The organism is Flavobacterium aquidurense, assembly GCF_002217195.1.
Taxonomy (GTDB): Bacteria; Bacteroidota; Bacteroidia; order Flavobacteriales; family Flavobacteriaceae; genus Flavobacterium; species Flavobacterium frigidimaris.
On sequence record NZ_MUGR01000016.1, the window covers coordinates 59,982 to 78,199 of the forward strand.

Sequence of the window (18,218 nt, forward strand, 5' to 3'; positions counted from 1 at the left end):
AAATCTATAAAAATGAAAATTCTAAAATATATCTTTTCAGGTTGTGCACTATTCTTTTTTTCGCAATGCACAGACTTAAACGAAGAACCTTATACTTTTTTATCTCCGGCCAATTACTATAAAAATGCCGATGAACTCAATACGGCATTGGTAGGTGTTTATGACGGCTATCAAAATGGTTTCAACGGCTATTATAAATACATCATGTATCTGGAGGTTTTGACGGAGTTTGGCTCTCCTGCTTATGCAAAAGACGACGTACAACTATGGAATGTGTGGTCTGACATGAATAATTCGGACAAAATGGTGATCACCAACTGGGATGATGCTTATAATATCATCAACAGGGCCAATCTGGTTATTGGCAGAGGGGCAAATGTCGAAATGGATGAGAATCTAAAAAAGCGCTATTTTGCAGAAGCCCGTTTCCTGCGAGCAGCAACTTATTATAATTTAGTGCGTATGTATGGTGGTGTCCCAATTCCTGAAACTTTTACAGAAGGGCTTAAAAACCTTGCGATTGCAAGAAAAACAACTGAGGAAACCTACGCTTATATCATCGCTGATCTGGAATATGCCGAAGAAAACTTGCCTGTGAAATCAGATTATAAAAATGGTAATGTCTGGAGAGCATCAAAAGGAGCCGCACAAGCTTTACTTGGTGATTTATACTTAACCAGAGGCGGTATGACCGGTGACAAATCTTATTTTCAAAAATCTAAAGACTATTGTGGCAAAGTGATTCAGTCCAGTCAATATAATTTACAGCCTAATTTTAAAGATCTCTGGTTTTGGTGGAATACCAACAATAAAAACGGAATTGAATCTGTTTTTGAATTACAATACGGATCTGTAGAAAATGAATACAACAACAATCATGTGATGTTTGGTGTGAATATAACCGAGACTACTCTTGGCTCTTATATGTACCACAGATTTGGTCCATCAATACAGCATTATCTTTCTTATGGTAATGATGACACGCGAAAAGAGGGCAGCTTTTTGACACGCGTAAATGTAACTGAAAAGGGTAATCCGACTAACATTATTCAAACTATAGAATTTGTACCTGAAGACAAAGGTTTTTTCCCGGGATCAAAAGGCTGGAAAACTGCGTCGCCTGGAAATCTTAAATTTTATGACCGCACAGAAAGCTCTGCCTCATTAAAGAAACCTCAGACCAATTCTTATGCTATTCGATATGCGGATGTATTATTAGATTATGCTGAAGCGGAAAATGAAATCAACGGACCTGCAGCTGCCTATACGTATATTAACCGGGTAAGAAACAGGGCAAATTTACCTGATCTGACGCCAGGTTTAGGCAAAGAAGATTTTGCAGATGCCATTTATAGAGAACGAGGATGGGAATTTGTTGGTGAAGGGGTATTGTTTTTTGATGAATTACGAACGAATCGCATTGGCAAAAATGTTGCAAATCACGTAAAATGGGGCAATGACAATAAGATTAATATGTATGTAAACAATCCACTGCAATTTATTCCTTCAAAGAATTTCTTATTTAAAATTCCTCGATACGATCTGGACTCTAATCCTGCGTTAATTCAAAATCCGGATAACGTAAGCAATTAAAAAATAAAAAATCCTTTTCACCAGATTAATGCTGATGAAAAGGATTTTTTTTTAAGCTCAAATCAATTGAATTATTTGATACTTTTTTAATATTTATATTGATGATTAAAAATCAAATTTCAATTGAACTATCTGTTTTGCAACCATCCTTCCGGATTGTTGTTTGATGTATTTTGAAGAATCAGGAACTTAATAATTGTTTTTCCGGTATCTCCACTTGTTCTTACTTTTCCAATAACTTGTTTTACTTTGACTTTATCACCTTGTTCAACAGATACCTGACTTAGGTTTTGATATACCGTAAAGAAATCTCCATGCTGAATAAAAACAGCTCTGTTTACAGGAGATAAAGCGATCACTTTTGATACTACTCCTTCAAATACGGCACGTGCACTTGCTCCTTGTTCAGTAGTAATCTCTACTCCTGAATTATGAACCGTAAGTGTAGGATATAATGGATGTGGCTGATCTCCGTAACCAAGTGATATAAATCCTTTCTCTACCGGCCAAGGCAGTTTTCCTCTGTTTGCTTTAAAATCAGCAGCCAGGATTTTACCTTCCGGCGTTAATGTAATTCTATCTGATGAATAACTTTTAGGTGATGTCGCCTCTGCTTTCTCTGCTTCGCTGGCCTTCCCTTCTGCGATTCTTTTACGTCTTTCTTCTTCGGCTCTTTGATTCGCTAATCTAATTTGTTCACGAATAAGCTCCTTGATTTTAGCGTCGATTCTTCTTGATTCCTGTTGTTTCGATTTTGTATCGGCAATAATTTTATTCTTATCCTTTTTAAGAGAGTTTACTAATTTTTGCTGTTCTTGCTTTTCGACTTCTAAACTTTGTTTTTCTTTTTGATTTTCAACAATAATTTTTTTCTTAACCTGTCTTTGTCCATCCAATTTAGCATTGTAATCAACTAATTCTGCTGTTTTTGATTGAATTTCTAAACCTTGGTTTTTTCTGAAATTGGTATATTGTTTTAAATATTGTGCTCTTTTATACGCTTGCAAAAAACTTTCTGAAGATAAAATAAACATAGCCCTGCTTTGCTCAGATCTGCTTTTGTATGATTTCAAGATCATTTTTGCATAATCTGCCTTTAATACTTCCAGTTCTTTTTTTAGTTTATTAACCTTAACCTGGTTAATGTACATATCATTGCTTAAAAGTTTCTCCTGTTTTGCTGTAGTCGTAATCAGTTTTTCTTTCAGTTTAATTTTATTCGCCTGAATCAAAAAAACATTTACCGCTGATTTTTCTTTTTTCTTTACAGACTGCAACATTTTTTCATTATCTCTAATTTCCTGTTGAATCTGAGCTTTACGCTGTTCAAGTTTTTCTTGTTGCGAATCTTGTGCCCACATAAATGTAGTGGCGCACATAAAAATTAGACTTAGGAGAAATTTTGGCATGTTTATATTTTATTTTGGCAAATTTACTTAATTATAACTTTTTTATAACCACTTGGCACACTATAAGGAAAAGAAAGTTCTTCATTAAACGAAATATTATTATAATTCAGGTTAATAATCGTTTTCCCTTTAGGCTGAATTGCATTAATTTCGAGACTTGTGGGAAGTGTCCCCTGATTAAAAACTTTACTGTCACCGTATGAAATCTGCAACATTCTGTTTTCTTCAGGCTGTGAAATCTCTTCTTTTTGCAACAAATATTTTTCTGCATCCAAATAGAAAGATTTTTTCAGATTGGTGTCTTTTTCATCTTCCAGCTTAAAAAGGTTTTCTACGATTGTCTGGGTGTATTTTCCTTTTCTTAAATCATCTAATGCTTCTCCTACTAATAAATTCTGAACCTTACTATAATCTAATTCAGTGCCCAGCCACTTGCTTAAACTGCTAAAATCACCATCGTAATACGTGCTGTTTATTTTTTCATAATAACTTACAGATGTAGGTGTTATTAGAGCTTTTGCCATTGTAATTCCCAGAAAACGAACACTCACTAAAATTTGCTTGTCTTTTTCGATTCTAATATCTGCAGTAACATTTTGACTTTGTTTTTCATCAACATATTTTGCACTTGCTTTTATGTATAAAGTCGAAAAATCTAACTTATTGTCATAATGTTTGTCAATTGCTTTTCTGTCTACTTTTGTAACAACTTCTTTTGTGTCGTTATTATTTTGTACTGCAACCGCCTTTGATTTACAAGAAACCATTACCGCAGTTACTAATACTAATGCTATATATCTTTTCATCTGAATTTACTCTTTTACTTTTTTTTCTTTAATAATTCATTTGCCTTCAAAAAGTATTCCTCTTTTTTCCTGGCATCTCCCAAACCATTATAGGCCTCTCCTAACTGAATATTAAAATTTGCTTCAAGCGTTTTATCATCGACCACATAATCAAGTCCCATTTCTAAAACGGTTTTTGCGTTCTTAAATTGTTTTAACTGATTGTTTCCCAAACCGGCATAATAATAAAACTGAGGCTGACTTGGATATACTTCAATCATATTCATCGCCCTTTTTGTCATAGGCTCATATTGTTTTGCAAGTGTATAAACTTCAAGTAGCAACAAATTGGTTTCGCGATCTGTATCTGAATTTGTTTTTAAATCTTTCTCATAATACCTGATTGCATTCTCATACTGGCCTTTACTATGATAAAATTTCCCTATTTCTTTTGCAACGTCTACATCTTTATCATTGTCGAAATAAGCAATTGCTTTTTCTAAATCCGGCGCATATTGCGGATTTTTGTTCACATAAAGTAAAAACTCATTTAAGGTACGATGCTTTATTTTTGAATCAATCTTTGGACTTGATAAAATCATATTCATCGACTTAATGGCTTTATCAGCCTGATTGGCATCTAAATATACTTTGAACATGCTGACTTGCGCCCATTCAGAATTTGGAACTTCTTTTGCCAGTTGTTTCATTACATCCAGAGCCTTATCTGTTTCTTCAGCTTTTGAATATAAAAAAATCAGATTTACATAATTCGATTCTTCTTTTGGGTTCTTTTTAATCTGATCAATCAGATTACCTATCTCAGCATTCTGATACTTTCCCTGAGATAAAATCTGTAATTTATAACGGTCACGATCTTCAGATTTCCCGAACTTATCATTCATTTCATTAATCGCCACCAACGCTTTATCAAATTGATTGGTGATCATGTACAACGAAATCAAATCGTCTTTATACTCTTCATCAAAAACAATTATTTTCTGAATCGTCTCGATTGCCAGAGGATAATTTTTGGTTTCATAACTTACATCGTAAATCCCCAGCCAGTACCATTTGTTTTTAGGATCTAATTGTGTTGCTTTTTCAAATGAATCCTGTGCATTTCGATAGTCTTTTAAAGACAGATAATTTTTACCTAGTTCAAAATAAGCTACAGCATCGTTAGGTTTTAGCTTTACACATTTCTCTAATGACGTGATGGCTTTATCATAATTTTCAATTCCTTTTTGTTTTAATGATTCATAAAAAGCATCCTGATATTCATCTGTTGCCATAGCAATATCTTCCGGTTCTGTCTGTGCCATAACCGAAGTTGGATTGCCAAGCAAAACGAAAAATAAAATGACTATAACTCCTTTTTGTATCATTTCTACAATTTAATCTTTAAACAAAAACGAATCTCTTTAAACGTATATTTATTCTAAAACAGAATAATCTCCAATGCTAATGCTGGTAAACTTACCATCATAAACAACGTGATTTCCTATCATGGCATTGTCTAAATTCGCATTTTTTATTTGAGAATAAGTCTGTACCAAACTGTTTTTAATCGTACTGTCAATAACATGACATCCTTTCCCGATAGATACATTTGGTCCAACAGTTGCATTTTTCAACACTACATTCTCGCCAATATAACACGGAGGGATAATTGTTGCGTTGTCTAATTGCACGTCATAATCAACCAGATGTTCTCCGTCGTTATGTAAAAACCCTAGCATTCTTGAATTTGTTTCAACGGTTACATCTTTGTTTCCGCAATCCATCCATTCGTCAACGCTTCCGGTTTTAAAAACTTTACCGTTCGCCATCATCGCTTTGATTCCGTCGTTGATTTGATATTCTCCGCCATTCTGGATATTGTTATCCAAAACGCCCTGAAGTTCTTTTTTCAGATCACCAACTTCTTTAAAATAATAAATTCCGATAACCGCTAAGTCACTTACGAATTCTTTTGGCTTTTCGACCAATTCGATAATCTCATTATTAGCGTTTAATTTTACGACACCAAATGCTTCAGGCTGTTCTACTTGTTTTACCCAAATTACAGCATCAGCAGCAGGATCTAATTCAAAGTCAGCTCTGATTAATGTATCCGCATAAGCGATAACTGCAGGACCTGACAAAGATTCTTTTGCACACATAATGGCGTGACCGGTTCCTAATGGTAAATCCTGACGGTAGATCGAAGCTTTTGCTCCTAAACTTCCTGCCAATTCTTCTAAACTTGTTACAAGATCATCTCCAAAAAAAGCAGGATCTCCCAATATAAAAGCAACTTCTTCGATAGGTTCTTTTAATATCTCGGCAATGTCTTCGACTAAACGATGTACAATTGATTTTCCTGCAACAGGGATTAATGGTTTTGGAACAGTTAAAGTATGTGGCCTAAGTCTTGATCCTCGACCTGCCATTGGAACGATTATTTTCATATTTTATTGAAAGATTAAATAATTGAATAATTGAAAGATTAGTAAGTCTTTCAATTATTCAATCTTTAAATTATTAAATTTTATTTTACTCCAGTACTTCCAAATCCGCCTTCGCCTCTTGAAGTTTCGGAAAGTTCTTCAACTTCAATCCATTCAGCTCTTTCGTGTTTGGCAATAATTAGTTGTGCAATTCTTTCTCCGTTTTCGATTACAAAAACTTCATTTGATAAATTTACTAAAATTACACCTATTTCTCCTCTATAATCGGCGTCAACTGTTCCGGGAGAATTTAAAACAGTAACTCCTTTTTTGGCCGCTAATCCGCTTCTTGGTCGCACTTGTGCTTCGTACCCAATTGGCAGTTCAATAAAAAGTCCCGTTTTTACAATCGTTCTTTCTAATGGTTTTAACGTAATAGATTCAATTAAATTGGCACGTAAATCCATTCCTGCCGAAGCAATTGTTTCGTAGTTGGGTAAAGCGTGCTGTGATTTGTTGATAATTTGTATTTTCATTTTTATTTTAAAAGATTAAAAAGTAAAACTACTTTCTATTCATAATTCCTTTGATGGTTTCTTTTTCGTTGTGATACACAAAATACATGAATCCTAGTAATAACGGAATTCCAACGAAATAATTTTCTCTGAATCCGTAAAAAGAAATAGCAGAAAACACGATTGAAATTCCCAGATAAGCTCCAATTTTGTTCATATCATAAGGTATCGGGTAATATTTGTTTCCTAAAACATAAGAAATCAACATCATACTTCCGTAAGCTGAGATCGTTGCAATTGCGGAACCGTAGTAACTGTATTTTGGAATTAAAAAATAATTTAAAACCAATGTTACAATCGCTCCAACAATCGAGATATATGCTCCAATTTTCGTCTTGTCTGTCAGTTTATACCAAACTGAGAGGTTGTTATAAATTCCTAAAAAGAAGTTTGCCAGTATAATTAACGGCACTACTTTCATCGCTTCCCAATAGGCTTTATTGTCAAGCAAAAGATATTTTAATAAATCTGCAAAAACAATCACTCCCAATAAAATTAAGGAGCCCAGAATAACGAAATATTTTGTGATAACGGCATAGGTTTGTGGTGCGTTTGCATTTTTAGCATGACTGAAAAAGAAAGGTTCTATTCCTAATCTAAAAGCTGTTGCAAACAAAACCATAAACAAACCTAATTTATAACAGGCAGAATAAGCTCCAACTTCGGATTTTGCCAGGTTTTCAGGTAACAGATATCCCAAAAGAATTTTATCAAAATGTTCGTTTACTGCAAATGCCAGTCCGGCTACCAAAATAGGTAAACCGTATTTCATCATTTTCTTCCAAAGAATTGGATCAAATTTTCTTCCCAGTGCCAGATAATTTGGCGAAAGCACAATAAAAGTAGCTAAACTTGCCAATAAATTTGCAATGAAAATATAAGCAATCTGAAAATTCTCAACATATAAATTATCCCAGACAGAATTAGGATGTGCAGCTGCAAGGTTAGGTAAATACATCAGGAAGAATATATTCAGCAGTAGATTGATTACTACATTACCAATTTTAATTGCCGCATACATCATTGGTCTTTGATTGGCTCTAAGTTTAGAAAATGGTATTAAAACCAAAGCATCCAAAACTAAAATCCAAACGGTGTAGGTAATATACTGTACATCAACTTCAGCAAGATTGGCCAGCGTATTTCTGAAAATCAGCGCAGCAAACAAGAAAATAATTGACGACCAAAAGATCGATATTGTCGAAGTTGCAATTACATTTTTCTTATCCTCTTCGGCACTGTAGAACCTGAAAAATGCCGTTTCCATTCCGTATGAAAGAACCACATTAAAGAAAACCATCCATGACAAAACGATCGAAACCTCACCATATTCTGCTGTTGGTAAAATACCAGTATACAACCTTACCAATAAAAAACTCAGCATTCTTGGCAGTACCGTTGCTAGTCCGTAAATAGCAGTTTGTTTGAACAGATTTTTATATAATCCCAAAATAATTTTATAATAAAGTTTGTAAAACAAAAATAACCAATTCTTTGGTTTATTATTGATTTTGTAGGTTCAATAAAATAATTGGCTTGTAATTTTATTGTGTTAGTTTTTTTTCGTCCAAAATTTTAACAAAATGGAAACCTTTTGGTCCATAGCCCTGATTGTAGTAAAAGCGATGTGCGGCAAAATTTCCGGTAAAAGCATCTAAAACTATAGAACTACAATCAAGATCTACAGCCTTTTTTTCGATATAATCCGTAAGCAATTTTCCAATTCCTTGTGAACGAAAATTAGGATTCACTACAAAATTATCAATTTCGAGGTATTTGCCAGTCCATAATTTAGTAGCAGACCAACAACCTGTAATTCCCATACAAATATCTTTATCAAAAACCCCAACCTGAATATAATTATGGGGTACCATCTCAGAAAGATAGGCCTGATACTTTTCGACCGATAAATTAGGATAAAGAAATCGCATCGTTTCGATTTCATTCAGCATTGCTTCTATAGTAGTCAGCTCTTCTATATGTAGATTCATTGTAATAAAAATAGATTTCAAAAATACTTATTTTTTTTCATTGACAGTCATATAATTCTTATCCTAACACGATGTGTGAAATCTATAATAAAGAGTAAAAATTGTATAAGCCTTTCGCAGTACTTCTATACTAACTTTGTATCAAAGGGAATGAGCAAAGCTAAAATACAACCCTTTAAAAAAAGCAAAGCATTGGGACTAATAAAGCTAGTTTGTTCCCACAAAAGACAAAGCAAAGGGATTGATTCTGCTGATATGTAACCCTCAAAAAAACAGAGCATTGGGACTAATAAAGCTAGTTTGTTCCCATAAAAGACAAAGCAAAAGGGAGTGATTCTGCTGATATGTAACCCTCAAAAAAACAGAGCATTGGGACTGATAAAGCTAGTTTGTTCCCATAAAAGACAAAGCACTACAGAGGTGATAAATCTGTCAATAATTTTATAAAATGGTAACTGATTCTCGGTTTTTGATTGAATTGAGAATCACCATTTTATAAGTTTAAAATTAAAAACTAAAATTGCTATATAAAGAAAAAGAGCCGATAATCACTTATCGGCTCTTTTTTGTATGTCTTGAATAAATTATCCTTTTAAAGCTTCTGCTCCACCAACGATCTCAAGGATTTCGTTTGTAATAGCAGCCTGACGTGCTTTATTGTAAGTCAATTTCAATTGGTTTCTTAATTCAGTTGCGTTGTCAGTTGCTTTGTGCATAGCTGTCATACGTGCTCCGTGTTCTGAAGCAAATGAATCACGAATACCTTTGTATAATTGTGTTTTTAATGATTTAGGAATCAAAGTCAATACAATTTCTTCTTTTGAAGGCTCGAAAATATAATCTCCTGCAGTAACAGGAACATCAGATTTAATTGGCGCTAATGGCAAAAATTGTTCTGTCTGAACGATTTGTGTCGCAGCATTTTTAAACTGATTGTAGATCAATTCGATTCTGTCGTATTCTCCTGATAAGAACTTCTCAGTTAAATTATCAGCAATTCCACCAACATTTTCAAAAGTTAAATGGTCAAAAATTGCATTATGATGACCGTGTACTTTGTGAGTTTTGCTTAAAACATCATTTCCTTTTTTACCAATAGCAAAAACGTCAACTTGTTTTCCTGCATAAAATGAAGTACGGTTTTTAATCTCTTTAATTACATTTGTATTAAATGCACCACACAAACCTCTGTTTGAAGTTATAGCAACAAGTAATACTTTTTTTACTTCACGTTGTGTTGTATAATCTCCTCCAACTTCACCATCAAGTGTAGCCGAAAGGTTTTGCAACAACTCCGTTAATTTCTCGGCATAAGGGCGCATTGCAGTGATTGCATCTTGTGCTTTCTTAAGCTTTGCAGCAGAAACCATTTTCATTGCCGATGTAATTTGCATCGTCGATGAAACGGAAGTAATTCTATTACGGATTTCCTTTAAATTTGCCATTTAGTTGATTAAAAAAATGTGACAATTTGAAAATTAGATAATTAGAAGGTCTCCGGAGATGTTTTCTAATTATCTAATTTACGAATTCTCTAATTAGATATATTTTGCTGAAATTTCTTTTGCTGCTTTTTCGATAACGTCAGTAATGTTGTCATCTAATTTACCAGCTTTCAACGCGTTAAGCGTATCTTTATGTTTACTGTTTAAGTAAGCTAAGAAATCAGCTTCAAATTCTTTTACTTTATTTACAGGAACGTTTCTTAATAAGTTTTTAGAACCAGCGTAAATAATTGCAACCTGATTTTCTACTGTATAAGGATCGTTCAAACCTTGTTTCAGGATCTCAACGTTTCTTTTTCCTTTTTCAATTACGTTTAAAGTAACAGAATCCAAGTCAGAACCAAATTTAGCGAAAGCTTCTAATTCACGGAATTGAGCCTGGTCTAATTTTAAAGTTCCTGAAACTTTTTTCATAGATTTAATCTGTGCATTACCTCCAACACGAGATACAGAGATACCTACGTTAATAGCAGGACGAACTCCCGAGTTAAACAAATCTCCATCAAGGAAAATCTGACCATCTGTAATCGAAATTACGTTTGTTGGGATATAAGCAGAAACGTCACCAGCCTGAGTTTCGATAATTGGCAATGCAGTCAATGAACCACCACCTTTTACGATAGACTTGATAGAATCCGGTAAATCGTTCATGTTTTTAGCAATTCCATTATCTGCAATTACTTTACAAGCACGCTCTAATAAACGAGAGTGTAAGTAGAAAACGTCTCCAGGATATGCCTCACGTCCCGGTGGTCTTCTTAATAAAAGAGAAACCTCACGGTAAGCAACAGCTTGTTTAGATAAATCATCATACACAATAAGTGCCGGACGACCTGAATCTCTAAAGTATTCTCCAATTGCAGCACCTGCGAAAGGAGCATAAACTTGCATTGGAGCAGGGTCAGAAGCATTAGCTGCAACAATAACTGTATAAGCCATTGCACCTTTTTCTTCTAACATTTTAGCGATTCCTGCTACAGTTGAAGCTTTTTGCCCAATTGCAACATATATACAGAATACAGGTTTTCCTGCATCGTAAAATTCTTTTTGATTTAAGATTGTATCGATACAAACAGTTGATTTACCTGTTTGACGGTCACCAATAACAAGCTCACGTTGTCCACGACCAACCGGGATCATAGCATCAACAGCTTTAATACCTGTTTGCAATGGCTCAGTTACTGGCTGACGGAAGATAACACCAGGTGCTTTTCTTTCTAAAGGCATTTCGTATAAGTCTCCACCAATTGGTCCTTTTCCATCAATTGGAAAACCAAGAGTGTTTACTACACGTCCTACCATTTGCTCACCTACTTTAAGAGAAGCAATACGTTGTGTTCTTTTTGCTGTTGAACCTTCTTTAATTCCTGTTGATGGTCCTAAAAGTACCACACCAACATTGTCTTCTTCAAGGTTCAATACAATAGCTTCAAGTCCGTTATCAAATTCAACTAACTCACCATATTGTACATTAGATAGCCCGTAAATACGAGCAATACCGTCTCCAACTTGAAGTACAGTTCCTACTTCCTCTAGTGTAGCACCAGATTCAAAACCTTCTACTTGCTTTCTTAATATTGCTGAAATTTCAGCAGGTTTGATTTCCGCCATCTTAAATTTATAATTTAGACACTTTTATGTGTAATAAAACTAATTACTTAACTCTCTTTTTAATACCTGCAATCTGTTTGCTACAGAAGCATTGTATTGTTGATCACCTATTCTTAAAATAAATCCGCCAATAATTGATGGATCTACTACATTTTCTATTGTTATTTTTTTATCTGATAAAGTTGCAATTTTAGCTAAAACTTTAGCTTCTAAAGCTGCATCCATTGCAATAGCAGTTGTAACTTTTGCTACTTCTGTATTATTACCTTCATCAAATAACTTACTGTATTCTAAAGAAATTGCCTCTAGAATTTCGAATCTTTTGTTTTCGAATAATAAATGAAATAAACCTTTAGTTATACCATTTATATTTGCAAAAACCTCTAATAATGCACTTTCTTTAACTTCAACTTTTATAGTTGGACTTTGAATAAAAGTACTTAATTCTTCATTACCGTCAATTGTCGAAGCAATTGATTTCATGTCGTTATTTACAGCTTCGGCAACACCTTTAGAGTTTGCTAAGTCTAGAATTGCTTTTGCATAACGAATTGCTGCTCTTGTACTTGCCATAATATTAGTTTAACTTTACGTCACCTAACAATTTCTCTACTAATTTAGTTTGAGATTCTTTGTTAGATAATTCTTCTTTCAATAATTTTTCAGCAATGCTCAATGATAAAGTTGAAACTTGTGATTTCAATTCTGCCATAGCAGCATTTTTTTCATTTTCGATCGCCAATTTAGCTTGTGCTATTAATTTTTGACCTTGCTCTTGTGCTTCATTTTTAGACTCAGCTATCATTTGCTCTTTCATTTCGCGAGCTTCTTTTAACATTGCATCACGTTCTGCACGAGCTTCTTTTAAGATACGCTCATTATCAGCAGTTAAATTTTGCATTTCTAAACGAGCTGCTTCAGCTGATGCTAAAGCTTCATTGATAGATTCCTCACGACTTTTTACAGCACCTAAAATAGGTTTCCAAGCAAATTTTGCTAAAAGAAAGAAGAAAACAATAAAGATAATTGTTGTCCAAAAAATTAAACTTTCTGGTGAAGTTAATTGCATAACAGTATATATTTAAAAATTGTTTGTCGTTTTTTGAAAAAACTTCCTGAAGCCAACCGCTACAGGAAGTTTAATTTTTTTAATTATGCGTTTGTGATTAACGCAACAACTACTGCGAAAAGAGCAACACCTTCAATAAGTGCAGCAGCAATAATCATAGCAGTCTGAATTTTTCCAGCAGCTTCTGGTTGACGAGCGATAGCGTCCATTGCAGAACCACCAATTTTTCCAATACCAAGACCTGCACCAATTACAGCTAATCCAGCTCCGATTCCAGCTAATACCATAATAATAAATTTATATAGTTAATAATTAATAAAACTCTGATTAATGATGATCGTGCTCTTCAACAGCCTGACCAATAAATAATGCTGAAAGCAAAGTAAATACATACGCCTGCAAAGCAGCAACTAATAATTCTAATACACTCATGAACAATACGAATGCTCCGGCAACCGGGCCAACAGCGATACTTTTGAAAATGAAGATTAAAGAAACTAAACTTAAAATGATAATGTGACCTGCAGTAATGTTTGCGAACAAACGAATCATTAATGCGAATGGTTTAGTCAACATTCCGATAATTTCTACAGGAATCATAATTGGAGCCAACCATACAGGAACTCCTGGTGTGTTGAAAATATGTCCCCAGTATGATTTGTTTCCGCTTAAAGTTGTAACGATAAAAGTAATAAATGCCATTACGAATGTAAAGTAGATATTTCCTGTCAAGTTAGAACTGAATGGGAAGAAAGGAATTAATCCAATAAGGTTATTGATCCAGATAAAGAAAAAGATAGTCAAAAGGTATGGCATATATTTTCCAGCCTTTTTTGTACCAATATTTGGAACAGCAATTTCGTCTCTAACATAAGTAACCAATGGCTCTAAAAATCCAGCCAATCCTGTTGGTGCTTTATCATTTTTCTTGTATGATCTTGCTACAGCAAAAAATAAGAAAAACAAAATGATTGCTGACATCAACATAGAAAAAACATTCTTAGTGATAGAAAAATCTAAAGGTCTTGCATCAAAAGCAAAAGCTCCGGTATTTTTCTGATCAGCTGTCATTGTTTCAAATTTATCAGCGTAAAAAATTATTTCTTTATAACGAACTAATTTCTGACCATTAATATCAACTACATGCTCGCCTGAATTATCATGATGAAATTTAGCAGATGAAAAAATCTCCAATCCGTTATTAGTCCACAAAATAACTGGCAGACTAAAAGAAATTGGATGGCCATCCCAATCAGCAATATGAAAATCGTGAGAATCTCCAATGTGTGAATTGATCAATTCACTAGCGTTAAATTCTTTTTCAATTTCGTGACCAACAGATTCTCCGTGACCTACTGCTTCTGTATGACTTGCTTCTGTTGACTCAACAGTTTCATGTTTTACAGAAACACTATCAACAGGGGTTGAAGCGAAATTAATCGACGAACTAAGTGCTAATAAGGTAACTAATAAGTACTGGACTGGTTTATTTGAAATTATCATTATAAAATCTGTATCTAATTTTAGGTTCCAAAAATTTTTTGCAAAGGTACATTTAAAATTGAAAATTGAAAATTTATGGGTGTAATTTTTAATATTTAGATTTTTAAAGACCAATCTTCCTGTTAATAAAGCAATTAACGTTTATTTATTAACCGAATTGTGAAATAGGTTTCGAAAAGTAAAAATAAAAAATAAGGGATAAAAAATGTACTCAGGTCAATTATAGGATCTTTTACATGTGCCTTTATTAATGGGATCAGAAAAACAATGGCTGCCATCATTCTAAAAAAACTTGCTCCCAAAAAAGCAAATCCTGTATAGTCAGGAACATTTTTATTCACAAAAATTAAAAAAAGATATACTAAAAAAGTAGCCAGTATATTAAACAAATAAATACTCCACGCGGAATAAAAAAAAACTAATTTCTCTGATAATGATTGCATGGCAAAATATTGGGCCACAAATAGTACAACGGAAAAAGGGATAAAAAACTTTAGAAAATCGATCGTTTTATTCATTATTTATTTAAATTTTTAACTTGCCTAATGACATTGTAAAGTGCCAAAAAAACCGAAAACAAAGATAGAATTATTGTCCATAAAGAACCTCCATTTGAATATTTTTCGTCTAACCACACTCCTAAATAAGAAAACAAGAATATAATAATTCCCATTTGAATAGGAATATTCATTAATGCCAGCCATTTATTATTGGATTTATTATTCGGTTCTTTTTCCATCTTTTAATGTAACTTCTTTAGTGTTATTTGTTAACATTGTACAAGTAGCGGTAAACTCAGCTCCCGGTTCAATAGACAGTTTTCCAACGACAACTTCTCCATGAATCTTTGCGGATGCCTTTATATTAAGGATTTCAAGTACTTTTATTTTACCCTGAAACTCTCCTTCAATATCTGCATTATTGCAAATAATTTCGCCTTTTACAATTCCGGATGCGCCTATAACTAATTTTCCCTGTGAAGTAAAATTTCCTATTAATTCGCCATCCAGCCTAAAGTCGGCTTTAGAGACAATGTCACCTATAATAGAGGTTCCTTCAACAATTCTATTCGTTTTTCCTAAAAGTTCTGTTCCGTTTTTTTTAACTTTATCAAACATGATTATGGGGTTTTGGGCGCTAAATAAGCTTCCAGATTTTTTTTGATTTGTATTACTTTATAATTTTCACTCGACATAATAATTGCCGGATGTGAGATTTTATATTTTTTATCCTCTCTTAAAACTTCTGAAACATCTTTGGCATAAGCTTCCGATTTTACTCCGTGAATCACAACAAAACTTTCTGTTTTGTTATATTTATCCAATGAAGTTGTCAATTTCTCGAAATTCTCTACTGCTAAAAATTTCCTGATTGCTTCTTCAATTTGTTTCGCCGTTTTGGTATCCTCTTTTGGAATTGAATAAATAATTTTCCAGTTTTTAGTATCCACTGAAGAAAAATCAAGTTTTTCTAAACCTGGAATTTGCTTCTCTAAAATTTCTCTTGCATTTTTTCCTTCATCACTATTTGGATAATTATCAGCAACATTTTCCAATCCTTTCTTATAGGCTGCCAAACCATTTACTTTTCCTAAAACATTTGCTTTCAGCAACTCATATTTAGAAACAATTTCATCACCGGAATATTGATTGATCAAATTATCGATAGCATCTAAGATGGTATCAAATTGTTCTTCCTGATATAATTTATACCATTTTTGATATTCTTTTTCAGGAGACGCTAAATCATCTGTGTTAGTATTGTTTATAATTTGTGCATATCTCGAATTTGGATATTTTGTCGTGATATCAAATTTCACTGATTCTGCTTTGGCAGGATTTGTAATCTGATATATTTTATACAAATTATACATCGACGGCAAAATCAATTTTTCCTCCGGATTGTTTTTTAGTAATTGTTCCAGTTTTTCGCTGGCCAGATTATATTCTTTAAATTTCTCTTTATAAATAAGTCCTAATTGGTAATAAGCAAAGTTTCGCTCTACACCAATACTATCTATTGCAGATTTTGTTTTTGGAAGTTGTTTTTCGTAAAAATCAGTTGTGTATTTTTCAACAACAACAGAATCTTTCAATTTATTAGCTAAATCCTGATTGTCATTTATGGTATCATTCATTGCAGCATTATTGGCTGATTTTATTGCCGCTAATCTCCAGTTTCCGTCTACGGTTCTGTTACCCCACAATTTCCTGAATTGCAATTTTCCGTAAGCAACCGTTGTTGGGTTATAAAAATAGAATGTACTTGCACTGGCTGTTTCACCTCCTGCCGGAGGATTAAACGCTCCTATACCGGGATCACTTTTGCCAATTGCATTAGGATTTACAGCTGTTGGCTCATTACCCCCATTTGTATTACGTTCGATATTGGCTAATCTTGCTTTTTCTTTTTCTTCTAAAATACGTTTTGCTTCATCTTTCTTTTTAAGCTCTGCAATATAATTTTCGAAATATAATTTTCTTTCAGGAACCGGTAAACCGTATACATTAATGATACTGTCATTGCGTTTCGCAATTGCTTCGTATTTGATTACGTTATCTAGATTTTTTCTGTTTTTTTGAATAAAAGCAAATTCTCTGGTTTTAGGATCTAATTTTACTAATGTACTATCGTAATATTTGGCAGCCATAGTATAATTGGTATTTTTAAAATACATATTCCCAATATTTCTATAAGTCGAAGCTACTAAGTAAGGATCTTTAGAATCCCTGTCTAATGATTTATTATAGAATATCAAAGCGCTATCCTGCACTTTATAATTCTCATAAAAAACACCCATCTGATACAACAGAATATCATAATAAGGTCTGTTTTCACGGTCCGCAACTAGCTTATTATAAGCCTTAAGAAACATTTTTTTATTATCATACTGATAATCAAACATTTCAGCTTTTTTAGCATAAGCATGCATCATATATTTACGATCTGCTTTTCGATTCATATCGATTACACCATTATAGAAATAATTGGCACTGTCTTTTTTTCCGGCTTGCTGGTACATCTGACCTAAAATAAAACGATAACGCGCTTTGTCTTCATTTACTTTAGTAAATTCTTCAGCGATTCTAAGTTTAGAAACGGCACTGTCTTTTTCTTCCATATTCAAAAAAGCCTCTGCCAATAAAGCATTTGCATCTGAAAAAGTCTGTTTGTTCAGGTCCGTATTTTTTAATAATAACTTAATATTTTTTAAGGCTATGGCATCGTTTCCTAAACGCATATTGGTTTTTTCACGCCATATTTTTGCTGTATAAATATTACTGCTATTGGGATATTTGTATAAGATATAATTGAATGCTTCAAGGGCGGGAATAAAGCGCTGATCATAATATCTGGCTTTTCCAAGCATCAAATACGCTTCATCAATTTGTGAATTCCTTTCTCGGCCGCCAATATTCATGGAGTGTTTCTGAATGGCTTTTGTTGCTTTGGTTTCTGCCTTTTCAAAATCGGGATTCTTTGCTTTTTCTTCTTCAGAAAAATTTTCGTCAAATTGCATTTTTTCGATCGGCAGGGTTTTCCAGAAATTATCCTGATTATTTGCCTGAATAGATTTTAGACCTTTATCAAGGCCAATTCCTCCGTTGTACAAAATGTTATATTTTGTACTTAAGGCATGCGAATTCCTGGCCAGAAAAGTATTTTTCTTGGTAGAACAAGCTATCAAAAGAAACAAAAAGACAAGAAAAAAACTATATTTAAGAGTATTCTTTTTCAATAGAAA

At 33.4% G+C, this 18,218-nt stretch carries 17 protein-coding genes; 1 reads left to right on the top strand and 16 read right to left on the bottom strand.

Annotated features, from left to right (window positions below):
• Positions 1 to 12 precede the first annotated feature (12 nt).
• Positions 13 to 1,593, top strand: coding sequence for a RagB/SusD family nutrient uptake outer membrane protein (locus B0A67_RS08900; RefSeq protein WP_072957738.1), 1,581 nt, complete (start codon positions 13 to 15; stop codon positions 1,591 to 1,593).
• Between the two features lie 128 nt (positions 1,594 to 1,721).
• Here B0A67_RS08900 and B0A67_RS08905 read toward each other — a convergent pair whose 3' ends face one another.
• The 16 genes from B0A67_RS08905 to porW form a co-directional block, all read right to left on the bottom strand.
• Complete coding sequence (locus B0A67_RS08905; protein WP_072957734.1) at positions 1,722 to 3,002, bottom strand: murein hydrolase activator EnvC family protein; 1,281 nt, start codon at positions 3,000 to 3,002, stop codon at positions 1,722 to 1,724.
• Between the two features lie 23 nt (positions 3,003 to 3,025).
• Positions 3,026 to 3,808, bottom strand: coding sequence for a DUF4292 domain-containing protein (locus B0A67_RS08910; RefSeq protein ID WP_072957731.1), 783 nt, complete (start codon positions 3,806 to 3,808; stop codon positions 3,026 to 3,028).
• A gap of 14 nt (positions 3,809 to 3,822) precedes the next feature.
• Positions 3,823 to 5,175, bottom strand: a complete 1,353-nt coding sequence (locus B0A67_RS08915; protein ID WP_072957727.1) for a tetratricopeptide repeat protein — start codon at positions 5,173 to 5,175, stop codon at positions 3,823 to 3,825.
• Between the two features lie 48 nt (positions 5,176 to 5,223).
• The gene (locus B0A67_RS08920) at positions 5,224 to 6,240 is read right to left on the bottom strand and encodes a sugar phosphate nucleotidyltransferase (RefSeq protein ID WP_072957723.1); all 1,017 of its coding nucleotides are present in this window, start codon (positions 6,238 to 6,240) and stop codon (positions 5,224 to 5,226) included.
• A gap of 80 nt (positions 6,241 to 6,320) precedes the next feature.
• Positions 6,321 to 6,755, bottom strand: a complete 435-nt coding sequence (gene dut, locus B0A67_RS08925; protein ID WP_072957719.1) for a dUTP diphosphatase — start codon at positions 6,753 to 6,755, stop codon at positions 6,321 to 6,323.
• A gap of 28 nt (positions 6,756 to 6,783) precedes the next feature.
• Positions 6,784 to 8,244: a lipopolysaccharide biosynthesis protein gene (locus tag B0A67_RS08930; protein WP_072957716.1), complete on the bottom strand. Its 1,461-nt coding sequence runs from the start codon at positions 8,242 to 8,244 to the stop codon at positions 6,784 to 6,786.
• A gap of 94 nt (positions 8,245 to 8,338) precedes the next feature.
• Positions 8,339 to 8,785, bottom strand: a complete 447-nt coding sequence (locus B0A67_RS08935) for a GNAT family N-acetyltransferase (RefSeq protein WP_072957713.1) — start codon at positions 8,783 to 8,785, stop codon at positions 8,339 to 8,341.
• A gap of 584 nt (positions 8,786 to 9,369) precedes the next feature.
• Positions 9,370 to 10,230, bottom strand: coding sequence for an ATP synthase F1 subunit gamma (gene atpG, locus B0A67_RS08940; RefSeq protein ID WP_072957710.1), 861 nt, complete (start codon positions 10,228 to 10,230; stop codon positions 9,370 to 9,372).
• A 93-nt stretch (positions 10,231 to 10,323) separates the two neighbouring features.
• Positions 10,324 to 11,901: a F0F1 ATP synthase subunit alpha gene (gene atpA / locus B0A67_RS08945; RefSeq protein ID WP_072957706.1), complete on the bottom strand. Its 1,578-nt coding sequence runs from the start codon at positions 11,899 to 11,901 to the stop codon at positions 10,324 to 10,326.
• A gap of 39 nt (positions 11,902 to 11,940) precedes the next feature.
• Positions 11,941 to 12,474, bottom strand: a complete 534-nt coding sequence (atpH, locus tag B0A67_RS08950; RefSeq protein WP_072957703.1) for an ATP synthase F1 subunit delta — start codon at positions 12,472 to 12,474, stop codon at positions 11,941 to 11,943.
• A 4-nt stretch (positions 12,475 to 12,478) separates the two neighbouring features.
• Positions 12,479 to 12,970 (bottom strand): F0F1 ATP synthase subunit B, encoded by a 492-nt coding sequence (locus tag B0A67_RS08955; RefSeq protein WP_072957700.1) that lies wholly within the window; start codon positions 12,968 to 12,970, stop codon positions 12,479 to 12,481.
• An 83-nt stretch (positions 12,971 to 13,053) separates the two neighbouring features.
• A complete protein-coding gene (atpE, locus tag B0A67_RS08960; protein ID WP_039113322.1) occupies positions 13,054 to 13,257 on the bottom strand; it encodes an ATP synthase F0 subunit C in 204 nt (67 codons plus the stop codon).
• 40 nt (positions 13,258 to 13,297) lie between these two features.
• Positions 13,298 to 14,473 (bottom strand): F0F1 ATP synthase subunit A, encoded by a 1,176-nt coding sequence (atpB, locus tag B0A67_RS08965; RefSeq protein WP_084074504.1) that lies wholly within the window; start codon positions 14,471 to 14,473, stop codon positions 13,298 to 13,300.
• Positions 14,474 to 14,990: 517 nt separating this feature from the next.
• On the bottom strand, positions 14,991 to 15,212 hold the full coding sequence (locus tag B0A67_RS08975) for an AtpZ/AtpI family protein (protein WP_072957690.1): 222 nt from the start codon (positions 15,210 to 15,212) through the stop codon (positions 14,991 to 14,993).
• A complete protein-coding gene (locus B0A67_RS08980; protein WP_072957687.1) occupies positions 15,193 to 15,591 on the bottom strand; it encodes a bactofilin family protein in 399 nt (132 codons plus the stop codon). Before B0A67_RS08980 ends, B0A67_RS08975 begins: the two co-directional genes overlap by 20 nt.
• Positions 15,592 to 15,593: 2 nt before the next feature.
• Positions 15,594 to 18,212, bottom strand: coding sequence for a type IX secretion system periplasmic lipoprotein PorW/SprE (gene porW / locus B0A67_RS08985; RefSeq protein ID WP_072957683.1), 2,619 nt, complete (start codon positions 18,210 to 18,212; stop codon positions 15,594 to 15,596).
• Between the last annotated feature and the right edge of the window lie 6 nt (positions 18,213 to 18,218).

Bases quoted from the DNA above. Each gene is read 5' to 3' on its own strand.
- atpH (WP_072957703.1), bottom strand. From the start codon at position 12,474: ATGGCAAGTACAAGAGCAGCAATTCGTTATGCAAAAGCAATTCTAGAC.
- B0A67_RS08980 (WP_072957687.1), bottom strand. From the start codon at position 15,591: ATGTTTGATAAAGTTAAAAAAAACGGAACAGAACTTTTAGGAAAAACG.
- B0A67_RS08900 (WP_072957738.1), top strand. From the start codon at position 13: ATGAAAATTCTAAAATATATCTTTTCAGGTTGTGCACTATTCTTTTTT.
- B0A67_RS08915 (WP_072957727.1), bottom strand. From the start codon at position 5,175: ATGATACAAAAAGGAGTTATAGTCATTTTATTTTTCGTTTTGCTTGGC.
- B0A67_RS08910 (WP_072957731.1), bottom strand. From the start codon at position 3,808: ATGAAAAGATATATAGCATTAGTATTAGTAACTGCGGTAATGGTTTCT.
- B0A67_RS08975 (WP_072957690.1), bottom strand. From the start codon at position 15,212: ATGGAAAAAGAACCGAATAATAAATCCAATAATAAATGGCTGGCATTA.
- atpG (WP_072957710.1), bottom strand. From the start codon at position 10,230: ATGGCAAATTTAAAGGAAATCCGTAATAGAATTACTTCCGTTTCATCG.
- B0A67_RS08935 (WP_072957713.1), bottom strand. From the start codon at position 8,785: ATGAATCTACATATAGAAGAGCTGACTACTATAGAAGCAATGCTGAAT.
- atpE (WP_039113322.1), bottom strand. From the start codon at position 13,257: ATGGTATTAGCTGGAATCGGAGCTGGATTAGCTGTAATTGGTGCAGGT.
- B0A67_RS08955 (WP_072957700.1), bottom strand. From the start codon at position 12,970: ATGCAATTAACTTCACCAGAAAGTTTAATTTTTTGGACAACAATTATC.
- B0A67_RS08905 (WP_072957734.1), bottom strand. From the start codon at position 3,002: ATGCCAAAATTTCTCCTAAGTCTAATTTTTATGTGCGCCACTACATTT.
- B0A67_RS08920 (WP_072957723.1), bottom strand. From the start codon at position 6,240: ATGAAAATAATCGTTCCAATGGCAGGTCGAGGATCAAGACTTAGGCCA.
- atpB (WP_084074504.1), bottom strand. From the start codon at position 14,473: ATGATAATTTCAAATAAACCAGTCCAGTACTTATTAGTTACCTTATTA.
- dut (WP_072957719.1), bottom strand. From the start codon at position 6,755: ATGAAAATACAAATTATCAACAAATCACAGCACGCTTTACCCAACTAC.
- atpA (WP_072957706.1), bottom strand. From the start codon at position 11,901: ATGGCGGAAATCAAACCTGCTGAAATTTCAGCAATATTAAGAAAGCAA.